General features: G+C 61.3%; 8 protein-coding genes. 6 read left to right on the top strand and 2 right to left on the bottom strand.

What is annotated here, in order from left to right; genetic code table 11:
• Together V7066_RS28160 and V7066_RS28155 are read right to left on the bottom strand one after the other, a co-directional pair.
• Positions 1-766, bottom strand: a 766-nt coding sequence (locus tag V7066_RS28160) for a cupin-like domain-containing protein (RefSeq protein ID WP_334186240.1), incomplete at its 3' end; no start/stop codon positions are given.
• Between the two features lie 12 nt (positions 767-778).
• Positions 779-1,450 carry a SapC family protein gene (locus V7066_RS28155; RefSeq protein ID WP_334186239.1) on the bottom strand — a complete coding sequence of 224 codons (672 nt, stop codon included), beginning with the start codon at positions 1,448-1,450 and terminating at the stop codon, positions 779-781.
• A gap of 673 nt (positions 1,451-2,123) precedes the next feature.
• On the opposite strand from V7066_RS28155, the gene V7066_RS28150 reads away from it, so the two are divergent.
• From V7066_RS28150 to V7066_RS28125, 6 genes are all read left to right on the top strand, one after another.
• Positions 2,124-5,027 (top strand): TonB-dependent receptor, encoded by a 2,904-nt coding sequence (locus V7066_RS28150; RefSeq protein WP_334186238.1) that lies wholly within the window; start codon positions 2,124-2,126, stop codon positions 5,025-5,027.
• 63 nt (positions 5,028-5,090) lie between these two features.
• Positions 5,091-6,635, top strand: coding sequence for a tryptophan halogenase family protein (locus V7066_RS28145; protein ID WP_334186237.1), 1,545 nt, complete (start codon positions 5,091-5,093; stop codon positions 6,633-6,635).
• A 136-nt stretch (positions 6,636-6,771) separates the two neighbouring features.
• The gene (locus V7066_RS28140) at positions 6,772-9,396 is read left to right on the top strand and encodes a glycoside hydrolase family 3 C-terminal domain-containing protein (RefSeq protein ID WP_334186236.1); all 2,625 of its coding nucleotides are present in this window, start codon (positions 6,772-6,774) and stop codon (positions 9,394-9,396) included.
• Between the two features lie 34 nt (positions 9,397-9,430).
• The gene (locus tag V7066_RS28135) at positions 9,431-10,999 is read left to right on the top strand and encodes an alpha-N-arabinofuranosidase (protein WP_334186235.1); all 1,569 of its coding nucleotides are present in this window, start codon (positions 9,431-9,433) and stop codon (positions 10,997-10,999) included.
• 42 nt (positions 11,000-11,041) lie between these two features.
• Positions 11,042-12,070, top strand: coding sequence for an alpha/beta hydrolase (locus V7066_RS28130; protein ID WP_334186234.1), 1,029 nt, complete (start codon positions 11,042-11,044; stop codon positions 12,068-12,070).
• Between the two features lie 28 nt (positions 12,071-12,098).
• Positions 12,099-13,154, top strand: coding sequence for a LacI family DNA-binding transcriptional regulator (locus tag V7066_RS28125; RefSeq protein ID WP_334186233.1), 1,056 nt, complete (start codon positions 12,099-12,101; stop codon positions 13,152-13,154).
• Positions 13,155-13,211 lie beyond the last annotated feature (57 nt).

The following is a 13,211-nucleotide window of genomic DNA, read 5'->3' as shown; positions in this document are numbered from 1 at the left end:
CCCACCAGTAGTTCACGAGGATGTTGACCGGATCGAGCGCTTCCACCTGATGCCACCACAACTTGGGCAGATAGAGCGCTTCTCCTGGCCCAAGTTCGACGACACATGCCTTGGCTCGCGCTTCGGCAAAGCGCGGATATCGGCCATCCACGTCATCCAACCCCGCCGCCATCGAAACCGGCTGACCGGATAGAGTGTGATCGATCGGTCCGATATAGAGGTCACCGATCGCTTCGGGCGGATAGAGCGTGAAGCGCCGCCGGCCGGCAACCACGCACGCTAGATTGTCGTAGGAATCGTAGTGGCAGGCCGTCGTCGACCGGTTGCCGAGCCACAGGCGCGGCCGGACCCCATCGGCCAGCAACGCGCACGGATTCTGTGCGGCAAAAGCGGGAAAGTAGGAATCGGCTGGAAGTGAGCCCACATAACCGGTTTCCAGCGGGACGGACGCATTGTGACGAATACGCTCCAGCGCCTCCCTGACTTCCAACACCTTGCGCGAGAAATTGAAGCTCCCCGGATTCTCTCCATAGTGATACCGGCCATCCAGCGCGATCGGCGCCGAAAAATACTCCGCCGTCAGCCCGGCATCCCGTTCGGAGAGATAGGTAAGCGCCTCATCGGCGCTCGCTTGCGCCGCCGCGTAGAGCGGCCAGTCATCACCGACGCCCCGCACTACGACCGGACGGCATTCGCGCGTCAACGCAGCCAAGCCAGCGGCGTCTCCGATCTCCGCGACATCGATTTGGGCTATCCCGCCGATCATCGCTGGCAAGGTTCAAACCGAAACCAAGTGCTCGTTACGTCGCCGTGACATCAGCGCGATGTGCTGGAGCGATGCCGACATGGCATAGGCGATCTGCAAATGACCAGCTCGCAGGAGACGCAGCGAGGACGCGTCATCCAGGTCCGCAATCGCATCGAGGCTGACCGTATAAAGCCCATCCAGTCGCAAACGCTCGCCGTCGTCGAAACTCAGCGAAATATCGATCGGCTCGATCAGGCGATGGGCGACCAGTTCCGCGATGAAAAGGTCCGTGCCTGCACTTGCGGATATCAGCCTTCCAAGCGCCCTTTGCGCTGCCGTCAGTGAGGGCGTCGGCTGGCCATGCTGGTCGAACAGCAATTCTCCCTGGTCTTCGGCAAAGCGACGACTGTCACGGTCGAGAGCGATATGTTCGCCAACTGCGAAAAACCCTTCCCGATCCCACTCCATCGGTAGGAACGACGGCTTCCCATCCGGTCGTTCGATCAAGAGTTCCCGTTCTTTGAAGCCCATCAATGCGCCGATATAAAAGGCTCCCGTTTCCGCATGTTTGGAAAGCAGTAGCGGGCAGGAAGCGGCGGCCATGACGATCTCGTCGAGTACCACTCTGACGAAGGAGCCAACCGTTCGTTCCGCCGCCACGGCCCGGACTGTGGCATGTTTATCACTGCTGAGCAGTTCCATTTTGGACACGTGCTTCTCCCATCCCTTTTTGCCGCGATCGGTCTCGCGGGTTAACGGCTCTTTTCTTACCTTTTTCGCCGCTTTTCCAGTTTGCCGCCCAGCCCCACAATTTCTCTTGATCGGCTGTTTCGATAGCGCTACCATTTGACACACAAAAAGAGAAGACAGGGAAGAGGATGAAAATTTCGCCGAAAGGCCGAAATCTTTGCATCCTGATTTGAATTTAGATTGTCACCGATGCGCGAAAGCTTCCGGACAAGGGCGGAGCATAATCTGAATTGGGGAGGATCATGGCATTTCAACATTTTCACGCAGCAACCATTGCGCATCGAGTCGTTTTTGCGGCAACGCATCTGTAACCGCCAAGACTTCGTAATACGGTTCTAAGTGACTGGCGCCGCCGACATATGGCCGGCGCTCAGGATATTCGTTTCTCGGTCGTGATTACAGGTGGTCAACGCTGCCGTGATTGACATCCATGTGTGCAGCCATGAATTCTTCACGTCACTTTATGATAGCGCTACCATAATCGATGGTGATTTATATTTTTTCACGAAATTCCTCACAATTACAAATGTTTATGGTTAATTACATAAAACAATAATACATGATCGCTGGCGTATAAATAATATCCGGCTTTCGGGCGAGACATTGTCTGAACAAGGGGAGGATCATGATGTCCAGATTCAATCGCGCACCTGCGACAAGAAAGCGCGTAATACTTGCTACTGCCGCAAGCCTGATGGCTTTATCGATAGCCGGAACAGCCGCTGCGCAAACCGCTGATCAGACGGGCAGGGAGAAAGGCAACGAGACGGAACCCAGCACGAGCGATATTATCGTCACCGGTATCCGCGGTTCCCTTCAGCGCAATCTTGACATCAAGCGCGAATCCTCGGGTGTCGTCGATGTCATTTCAGCGGAAGATATCGGCAAATTCCCGGATTCGAACGTGGCCGCGTCGCTTCAGCGCCTGCCGGGCGTTTCCATCCAGCGGTCTGGCTCCAGAGGCGAGCCGCAGGGCATTTCGGTCCGCGGTTTCGCCGGAGATTTCAACGAAACTCTGATCGATGGCCGGCGCATCTCGACTGCCGCCGGTGGGCGTTCGGTCGATTTCACGACTGTCGGCGCAGACTTCGTGGGGCAACTCGCCGTCTACAAGACGCCCGATGTGTCGCTTTCCAGCAGCTCGATCGGTGCGACGCTCGACATCGCCTATCCCAAGCCGTTCGACAAGCCGGGCACGCGCGTGGCGCTGAGCGCTTCCGGTTCCCTTCAGGACGAGGCCGGCAAGATCGTACCCACCGTAGGCGGGCTCTTCAGCACGACTTTCGCGGACGATACGATGGGTCTCCTCGTCGACGCCATCTACACCCGGCGCGACACCCAGACCAACCGCGTTTTCGTATCCGGCTGGCAGGGCGGCAAGTTCGCACCATGCCAACTTGCCGGCAGCACGGCCGCCAGTTGCAGCCCGGCCGATGCCGGTAGCGATCCGAGTCAGGTAAAAAGCGTAAACGGCTGGTATGCCCAGCAGTATGGCGCCGACCAGCGCTATACCAAGGATGAGCGCATCGACGGCCGCATCGCCTTCCAATGGCATCCATCCGACGATGTCATGTTGACCATCGACGACAATTATTCGCGTCAGAAGGTCGTCACTGACATTGCCGGCTTCGGCATCTGGTTCAACCAGGGCGACATGCGGAACGTCGAACTGGACGGCAATGGCACCGCGATCAACTTCCTCCAGGCAGGCTCGCCCACCGACTTCACGGCAGGCACCGACACGGCGGTCCTAGAGACCAACCAGATCGGCGCAAACCTCAAATGGAACGCGACCGAAAACCTGACCTTCGATGCCGACGCCAGCTATTCCAAGAGCCGGCTCAATCCCGATGGCCAGATCAGCAGCGAAAACGGCGACATCGGCTACGGCGGCCTGCTGGGAACGACGCTGGGCGTCAGGGTGAACGGCAAAAGCAGCAACGCTTTCCCCGAACTCACGACTTACGGACCGAACGGGAACCAGGCCCTCTGGACCGACCAGTCGATCATCGGATCGCACGTTACCGTTCGCCAGCAGCAGCTGAACAGCGATGAGATCAAGCAGTTCCGCCTCGGCGCGACCTGGAAGCAGGACGATCTCACCATCAAGATCGGCGCGCGGTACATGGAGGACGAGTTTTCGCTGGAGAACCGGAACACATTCGCCAACAATTACTGGCAGGCCTATGCGGGCTACGGAGCGCCCTCGGGCCGCACCACCGGCGTTCCCATTCCCGCAAGCCTCATCCAAGGCACGATCGGCACCGGCAAATGGATACCGGGCTATTCCGGCAATCTCCCGCCGGTCCTGCTCAAATATGATGCGCGCGCCTATCAGCAGTATCTGGAAAGCCTGTGGAAGGGTGCGGGCGCCACGCCGGGCTACAATGACGGCTGTTGCGACGGTTTCAATGGAACGCTCGATCTGGCTCTGGATCCCGGCAGCGTCCAGCGCATCGTCGAAAAGAGCTGGTCGGCCTGGATCGGCGTGAACTTCAAGACCGAGATCGCGGGCATGCCGTTCCGCGTCAATGCCGGTGGCCGCGAGGAAATCACCAAGGTGGTTTCGGCAGGCATCGGGCGCCTCCCCACCTCGATCGTCGGCAGTTCGGCGGACCCGACTTTGCTCACCGTAGAGTTTACCGACTCCCAGCCGGTCTCGACGAGCAGCAGCTATTCCTACTTCCTGCCCGCCCTGGACGTGAAGCTGGAACTGACCGACAGTTTCCACTTGCGCTTCGATGCCTCGCGGACGTTGACACGGCCGGCGCTCAATACCTTGACGCCCGTTCTCAATGTCGGCAGCGGGCAGCGCGTGGGCGCGCTTACCGCCACGGGGGGCAATCCTTCCCTCAAGCCCTATCTGGCCGACAACTTCGACTTCGCCGCGGAATGGTACTACCAGCCGAATTCCTATGCCGCAGTGAACGTCTTCATCAAGGACGTGTCGAACTTCATCGTCGCGGGAACGCAGCGCCAGTCGATCAACGGCGTCATCGATCCCACTACGGGCCAGCCTGCGGTCTTCACCGTTTCGCAGCGCGTGAACGGTCCATCGGCGACGGTCAAGGGCGTCGAACTGGCATGGCAGCATGTCTTTGGAGACAGCGGCTTCGGTTTCAACGCCAACGCCACATTCGTCGAAACCAACAAGCCCTATGATCGCGACGACTTGTCCACCAGCGGCTTTGCCGTGACGGGGCTGGCCAATTCCGCCAACCTCGTCGCGTTCTACGACAAGAACGGCTTCGAATTCCGCACGGCGGTCAACTGGCGCGACAAGTATCTGCTCCAGTTCGGTCAGGCCCAGAACAACTCGGCCTTCGGCGCAGAGCCGACGTTCGTGAACTCCAGCCTCCAGATCGATCTCAGCACGAATATCAGGCTGACCGATCAATTCAGCGTCTTCGGAGAGGCGCTGAACATCACGAACGAAACGCTGAGCACTTATGGCCGCTTCAGTAACCAGTTGCTGGACGTCTATGGATATGGCCGGCGCTTCACGGCGGGCGTTCGCTACCGCTTCTAACCCTGTCTCGCCCTGGAAGGGATGCCGACCGGCATCCCTTCCCTTTAACAAGGTGGCATCAGCATGGTTCATCCCATCCGCAACATCGTCATCGTGGGCGGCGGCACTGCGGGATGGTTGACGGCCGGCGTCATTGCCGCGCGGCACCGGACGCGCATCGGCAAGGACCTGACCGTCACTTTGGTCGAATCCCCCAATATTCCCATAATCGGCGTCGGCGAAGGTACCTGGCCTACCTTGCGCACGACCCTGTCGCGCATGGGCGTATCGGAAACCGACTTCGTCCGCGAATGCGACGCGGCCTTCAAGCAAGGCGCCCGTTTCGCCCGCTGGACCACCGGCAGGGCCGATGACGGTTATTATCACCCGCTCATGCTCCCGCAGAATTTCGGTCAGGTGAACCTCGCCCCGCACTGGCTGGCGGACGAGACCGACGAGAGTTTCTGCGACAACGTCTGTGCCCAAGGCCGCATCTGCGACGACGGATTGGCACCCAAGACGATCGCGACGGCCGAATACGACGGTCTGGCCAATTACGCCTATCACCTGGATGCCGGGAAATTCGCGCCTTTCCTGCAGAAACACTGCTGCGAGAAGCTCGGCGTTCGTCATGTCCTTGCCGATGTCGAGCACGTGAAAATGAAGGACGATGGCGAGATTCGAGCGGTGGGTACCGCACAGGCCGGCGAGATCGAGGGCGATCTCTTCGTCGATTGCACCGGCTTCAAGGCGCTGCTGATCAGTGGCGCGATGAACGTGCCTTTCAGGGACTGCGGCGACGTCCTGTTCTGCGACACTGCGCTTGCCATGCAGATCCCTTACGATCTGCCGGACGATCCGATCGCATCGCATACCGTTTCCACCGCCCAGAGTGCCGGATGGATCTGGGACATCGGCATCCAGACACGGCGCGGGATCGGCCATGTCTTTTCCAGCAGCCACATCACCGACGAACAGGCGGAACGGGAATTGCGCGCCTATATCGGCCCGGCGGCAGACCGCCTCGATGCCCGCAAGATCAAGATCCGCTCGGGGCATCGCGAGACCTTCTGGAAAGGCAATTGCGTTGCGGTGGGGCTGGCCGCCGGTTTTCTGGAGCCGCTCGAGGCCTCTGCCATCGTCCTTGTCGAACTCTCCGCCAAGATCATCGCTGAACAGATGCCCGCCTGCCGCGAAGTGATGGATATTGTCGCATCGCGCTTCAATGCGACGACCCAGTATCGCTGGGGGCGCATCATCGATTTCCTGAAACTCCACTATGCGCTGACGCAGCGCACCGACAGCGATTTCTGGCGCGACAATCGGCGCAAGGAGAGCATTCCCGAGCGGCTGCAGGAATTGCTTCTGCTCTGGCAGTACCAGTCGCCCTGGTTCCATGACGAGTTCGACCGCGTGGAGGAAGTCTTCCCCGCCGCAAGCTACCAATACGTACTTTACGGAATGGGCTTCCGCACCCACGTCGATTCCGCCGGACTGATGCGCGACGCGGCACTTGCCGGCCGCGCTCGCCGCGAAAATGCCGCCGCGACCGCCCGCTTGCGGTCCGCCCTTCCCCGCCATCGCGACCTCATCGACAAGATCGTCTCCTACGGATTGCAGCCGGTCTGACCGGCGGCAGTCCATGCCGTTTACGCAGCGTCTTTCCCTCTGTCGGCCATATCCGTCGGTTCACCACCGAACCTTCGGGATCAAACATTCATTTTTCCTTCGCCGGGCGCGGCAAGGAATCCTTGGGAAAACAGACATGAAGACCGCTTTTGTCCTGCGCGCGGCCGCCGCAATGCTGTGCCTGACGACCTCCCCTCTCGCCCATGCCCAGGCGGCCGATCCCTGGGCTGAAGCCGATGCCAAGGCGCGCGCCATCGTCGGCAAGCTGACGCTCGATGAGAAAGTCGCGCAACTGCTGAACACCGCACCCGCCATCCCGCGCCTCGGCATTCCGGCCTACAACTGGTGGACGGAATCGTTGCACGGCGCGATCGGCGCCGTGCCTACGACCAACTTCCCCGAGCCCATCGGCCTTGCCGCCACGTTCGACGCGCGGCTCATCCAGAACGTCGCTTCGGCCATCAGTACCGAAGTCCAGGCGCTGCACACGCTGGGCCGCCAGACCGGACATCTCGGCCGCATCGGCACGGGGCTCGATACCTGGTCGCCCAACATCAACATTTTCCGCGATCCGCGCTGGGGGCGGGGCCAGGAGACGTATGGCGAGGATCCTTTCCTCACCGCCCATATCGGCGTCGCCTTCATTCGGGGTATCCAAGGCGACAATCCCGACCTCCCCAATGTCGTCGCCACCCCCAAACACTATGCCGTGCACTCGGGCCCCGAACCGAGCCGCCACACCGACAATATCTTCGCGACCAAGCGCGACCTGGAGGATACGTATCTCCCCGCCTTCCGCGCAGCGATCGTGGAGGGCAAGGCCGGCTCGATCATGTGCGCCTACAACCGCGTCGACGGCGAGCCGGCCTGCGGCAGCCCCATGCTGCTGACCGACTACCTTCGCGGCGCCTGGGGATTCAAGGGCTATGTCGTGTCGGACTGCGATGCCGTGGTCGATATCTACGACCATCACAAATACGCCCCGGACGCAGCCACCGGCGTCGCCGTCGCCCTGCGCCGCGGCGTCGACAGCGAATGCAACAACGCGACACTCGGTGGCAAGGCCGATCTGGGTGAGCGCTACAAGGAGTCGCTGGCGAAAGGCCATATCAGCACCGAGGACATAGACACTGCCCTTGTCCGCCTCTTCTCCGCACGCCTTCGCAACGGCGACCTACCGGGTCTCTCGGCCCGCAAGCCCAACGCGACGCCGGTCAAGGCGATCGGCACGCCCGAGCACCAGGCGCTCGCTCTTGAAACCGCGGAAAAGAGCCTTGTCCTGCTCAAGAACGACGGCGTGTTGCCGCTGAAGCCCGGAACCAGGATCGCCCTCGCCGGGCCACTGGCGGATGCGACCCGCGTGCTGCGCGGCAACTACAGCTCGGCCCGAAGCGCGCCGCCGGTCTCGGTCGCGGATGGCCTGCGGCAGGCCATGCCGGGCGCCGCCGTCACGCTGATCCCCTTTTCCCCCTCCATCACCGACGGCGATCTCGTCCCCGGCACCGCCCTGCTCACGCCCGACGGCAAGCCCGGCATCAAGGCGGAATACTTCAACGCCGCCGGCAAGGATCGGTATGACGCGAAGCCGGTGCTGACCCGCACCGAAGACAGCATCGTGTCCCGCGCCGCCGAGTTCAGGCAAGTGGCAAACGAGCACAAGGTTGTCTGGACCGGCTATCTCGTCGCCCCCGAAACCGGCCTTTATCGCCTTGCGCTGACAGGGGTGAAGGGCGAGGTCTCCCTGAACGGCAAGCCGGTCGTGTCCGCCACCGACTATTCGGGCTGGGCAGAGCCTCTCAAACTCACCGAAATACGCATGACCAAGGGCGAGGGCTACGCCGTGCGTCTTCAGGCACAGAGCGGCATTCCCGCCGCGCCGGCCATCTTCTGGAAGCGCGTCACTGACAATCTCGATCGCGATCTTCTGGCGGGCGCCCGGGATGCGGACGTCATCGTCGCCGTGGTGGGGCTGACCTCCGATCTGGAAGGCGAGGAAATGCCGGTCAAGGTCGTAGGATTCGAAGGCGGAGACAAGACCACGCTCGACCTGCCGGCCGACCAGCGCGCGTTCCTGGAAAAGGCGAAGGCAACCGGCAAGCCGCTGGTCGTCGTCGCGATGAACGGCAGCGCCATCGACTTGTCCTGGGCGAAGGACAATGCTTCCGCGATCCTGGAGACCTGGTATCCCGGCCAGTCGGGCGGCCGCGCGGTCGGCAACGTTCTTTCCGGAAAGACCGATCCTGGGGGACGCCTTCCGCTCACCTTCTACAAGAGCGTGAACGATCTTCCGCCCTTTGCCGACTATGGCATGGATGGCCGCACTTATCGCTATTTCAAGGGCGCGCCGGTCTATCCCTTCGGACACGGCCTCAGCTACACGCGCTTCACCTACACACGGCCGCTGATCGAGCCGGTCGGCGGTGCCGTTGAGAACGGGATCAAGGTCGTCACGCAGATCACCAACAGCGGCGGGCGTGCGGGCGAGGACGTCGCCCAGCTCTACATCACCCCTCCGGCCTTCGAAGGGGCACCGCGACTGGCGCTGCGCGGCTTCGAGCGCGTCTCGCTGAAGCCTGGCGAAACCCGGTCGATCGAATTCACCCTGTCTCCTCGCGACCTGAGCTTCGTCACGATGGCAGGCGAGCGTGCACTCATCCCCGGCGATTACCGCCTCAGCATCGGCAGCGGGCAGCCGGGCACCGAAAGCCCGGTCCAGACCGCCACCTACAACATCTCCCGCTCGGTGGCGCTGCCCAAATAAGCGGTTTGCCTCGGATTTTTCGAGAGGACGTTCGATGATCAAGACCTTGCGCCGCACGACCGCCGCGCTTCTCCTGTGCGCCAGCGCGCTCGCCGGCGGCACTGCCCTCGCCGATACGGACGGCCAGCCGACCATGGCCACCGTCCATGCCGACCGTCCCGGTCCGGTCTATGACAAGCGGATCTTCACCCAGTTCGCCGAGCATCTCGGCACCGGCATCTACGGCGGTCTGTGGGTCGGCAACGACAGGTCGATCCCCAATACCAACGGCTTCCGCAACGACGTGATCGCCGCGCTGCGCAACCTGGCCGTACCCATGATCCGTTGGCCGGGCGGCTGTTTCGCCGACGAATATCACTGGCGGGAAGGGATCGGTCCGAAAGCCGGACGCCCTGTAAAGGTCAACACCAACTGGGGCGGCGTAACCGAATCCAATGCGGTTGGTACGCACGAATTCTTCGAGTTGCTGCGGCAGGTCGGGGCGGAGGCCTATATCTCCGGTAATGTCGGCAATGGCAGCCCGCAGGCCATGGCGGAATGGGTCGAATACATGACCGCGCCCGCCGGCAGCCTGGCCGAGGAGCGCGGCCGCAACGGTCGCAAGGAGCCCTGGGCGCTCCCAGCCTTCGGCATCGGCAACGAACTGTGGGGCTGCGGCGGCAACATGCGCGCCGAATATGCCGCGGATGTCACGAAACGCTACGCCACGTTCCTGAAAGTGCCGGCGGGCAAAACGATCGTGAAGATCGCGTCCGGAGCCAATGGCGACGATTATAACTGGACCGAAGTGATGATGCGGGAGGCGGGCAAGCATCTCGACGCGCTTTCACTTCATTACTACACCATTCCCCAGGGCGGATGGCCGCCGAAGGCCGATCCGGTCAATTTCGACGAAACCGCCTGGGCCGATACACTCGCTGCGACCTGGCGCATGGACGAACTCATTTCCGGCCATGCAAAAGTAATGGACAAATACGACCCGCAGAAACGCGTGTTCCTGGCAGTCGACGAATGGGGCACCTGGTATGCCCCCGATCCCGGCACCAACCCCGGCTTCCTACGGCAGCAGAACACGTTGCGCGACGCGCTGGTCACCTCGGTCAATCTCGACATTTTCGCCAGGCATGCCGACCGTGTGCGGATGAGCGCCATCGCGCAGATGGTCGACGTCTTGCAGGCGATGATCCTGACTGACGGGCGCAAGATGGTTCTCACGCCCACTTATCACGTCTTCGAAATGTACAAGCCCTGGCGGGACGCCACCGTCCTCCCGATCGACTTGACGACACCCTGGTACAACAAGGGCAAGTTCGTGATGCCGGCGGTCAGCGGATCGGCGGTGCGGGGCAAGGACGGCAAGGTTCATGTCGGCCTGTCCAACCTCGATCCCGCGCAGCCCAATACCGTCACGGTGAAGCTGGAAGGCCTTGCCCCCGCGAGCGTCTCCGGCCGCGTCCTGACCGCCGATGCGATCAACGCCCACAACAGCTTCGATGCGCCCGAAGCCATGAAGCCCAGGGCTTTCAACGGCGCGCAGCTAGGCGGCGATACGCTGACCGTCACCCTGCCGCCGAAGTCGGTGGTGGTGCTGGATCTGCAATAAGGACGACGCGCAAGCCGTCGTCCACACGAGAGGAGAGGGATCATGAAACAGGCAATGAAGCACCCGTCACGCCGGCAGTGGGTTTACCGGCTGTGCCTGGGACATCTGGCAGCGATCGCCGTAGCCGTAGCCGTAGCCGTAGCCGTAGCCGTAGCCGTAGCCGTAGCCGCCGCCATCGCCCCGAGTCTTGCCCAGGCACAGGAAGACAAGGACAAGATGACCCCGATCGCCACGCCGGCACAAACCGGCGCGATCGAACTCGGCACTGGTCCTCTGCCAGGCGCCACAGCCCGGGAAAGCTGGCACCGTCAATATGGCAGCGAGTTTGCCCGTAACGTTACCGTCGCGACGCTGACCCCTTTCCTGCCCGATCCCGCCAAGGCATCGGGTGCCGCAATCATCGTGGCACCGGGTGGTGGTTTCCGCACCCTCTCGATGGACAATGAGGGCTACGATGTCGCGCGTGCCCTCGCCGCCAAGGGTATCGCGGTCTTCGTCATCAAGTATCGCCTGCGCCAGACGCCTGCCGACATGGCCGGGTTCGAAAAGTCGATGCAGGACATGTTTACCGGCGCCGCCCGCGCACCACTTCCCGCGGCCAACAACGCTGCGATGGACCTCGCGCCCCAGCTGGCCGATTCCACCGCCGCCTTCCGGCTGATCCGCAACCGCGCGGGACAATGGCACATCGATCCCGATCGCATCGGCATGATCGGGTTTTCCGCCGGAGCCATGCTGACGATGGCCACCACCTTGGCCACGAAAGACGCCAGGCCCGCCTTCATCGGCAATATCTACGGCCCGCTTGGCAGCATGGCGGTGCCGAAAGACGCTCCGCCGATGTTCGCAGCCATCGCTGCGGACGACCCTTTGTTCGGTAACCGCGACTTCAAGCTGATCGACGATTGGCGCGCGGCCAGGCGACCGGTGGAATTCCACCTTTACGAGCGCGGTGGGCATGGGTTCGGCATGTACCCGAAGGCTACGACCAGCACCGGCTGGTTCGACGCCTTCGTCCGGTGGCTCGACATGCAAGGCATGTTGAAACCCCGCGGCACGGCCCGGGACTAATTCCAAAGTAAGGGCTCGGGCCGATTTGATGACTGTACCGCAGAAAAAACCAAGCAAGCCGCCAACCATCCGGGATGTAGCCGCACGTGCGGGCGTCTCACCGATGACGGTCTCACGTGTTCTCAACGCATGCATCAGGGTCAGCCCAAAAACCAAATCCGCCGTCGAACGGGCGATCAAGGAAATGCATTACATTCCAAATGCCTCCGCCAAAGCGCTCTCGGGAACCGACTTTCGCAGGATCGCCCTGCTGCACAGCGAGTCCATGACGTCCGCATACGTTGGCGAACTGCTCCTGGGGGCGCTTCAGGAGGCATCGGACCAGCACGTCTACCTCGTGATGGAGCATTATGTTCCAGGAGATACGCCTCAGGCAGTTATTTCCCAGATCGCTGCAGCGCATGTTGGTGGTGTTGTCCTGCCTCCACCGCTTTGCGATTGGGAAGAACTGATAGAAGCACTGCTCGGCGAAGGGCTGGCATTGGTAGCTATTGCTCCGGATCGAGAGCGGGACAACGTTCCGCGGGTCTATGTAGATGACAGACGCGCTGCATATGAAATGACATCACATCTATTCGCCTTGGGGCATGAACGGATTGCTTTCGTCAATGGCCACCCGGCGCATCGAGGCAGCCAAAGGCGCTTGGAAGGATTTAAGAAAGCTCACGCCGATCATTTGAAAGCGTTGGATGATGAACTCATAGTTCCAGGGGATTTTTCTTTTAAATCCGGTCTCGAAGCGGGCGAAAAATTACTCGGTTCAGGTTCGCGGCCAACGGCAATTTTCGCATGCAACGACGACATGGCAGCCGCTGTCCTTACTGTCGCGCATCAACAGATGATCAGCGTCCCTGCCCAGCTGACGATCTGCGGATTCGACGATACCCCTCTTGCAAGCTCCATCTGGCCAACCCTTACAACGGTACGGCAGCCGATCCAGCAAATGAGCCGATCAGCAGTAGAAATCTTGGTCCAGACGATGGGGGCCGGCGAACGAGCTAGACAGGATTACGAGAATAACAGTGTGGAACTGAGCTTTCAGCTCGTACGACGCCAAACTGATTCTATTCCTGCATATCATTGATATTGAACCGCTCCGGGATTGCCGGAGGCCCTAACTCTTGAGAGGAAGGGTATACGA

This window comes from Novosphingobium sp. (assembly GCF_036820275.1).
Classification (GTDB): domain Bacteria; phylum Pseudomonadota; class Alphaproteobacteria; order Sphingomonadales; family Sphingomonadaceae; genus Novosphingobium.
Note: the sequence above shows the minus strand (reverse complement) of the source record. Positions and strands in the feature narration are given on the sequence as shown.

Excerpts from the sequence above, each read along its gene's own strand:
- V7066_RS28155 (WP_334186239.1), bottom strand. The coding sequence starts at position 1,450 with ATGGAACTGCTCAGCAGTGATAAACATGCCACAGTCCGGGCCGTGGCG.
- V7066_RS28150 (WP_334186238.1), top strand. The coding sequence starts at position 2,124 with ATGATGTCCAGATTCAATCGCGCACCTGCGACAAGAAAGCGCGTAATA.
- V7066_RS28145 (WP_334186237.1), top strand. The coding sequence starts at position 5,091 with ATGGTTCATCCCATCCGCAACATCGTCATCGTGGGCGGCGGCACTGCG.
- V7066_RS28140 (WP_334186236.1), top strand. The coding sequence starts at position 6,772 with ATGAAGACCGCTTTTGTCCTGCGCGCGGCCGCCGCAATGCTGTGCCTG.
- V7066_RS28135 (WP_334186235.1), top strand. The coding sequence starts at position 9,431 with ATGATCAAGACCTTGCGCCGCACGACCGCCGCGCTTCTCCTGTGCGCC.
- V7066_RS28130 (WP_334186234.1), top strand. The coding sequence starts at position 11,042 with ATGAAACAGGCAATGAAGCACCCGTCACGCCGGCAGTGGGTTTACCGG.
- V7066_RS28125 (WP_334186233.1), top strand. The coding sequence starts at position 12,099 with ATGACTGTACCGCAGAAAAAACCAAGCAAGCCGCCAACCATCCGGGAT.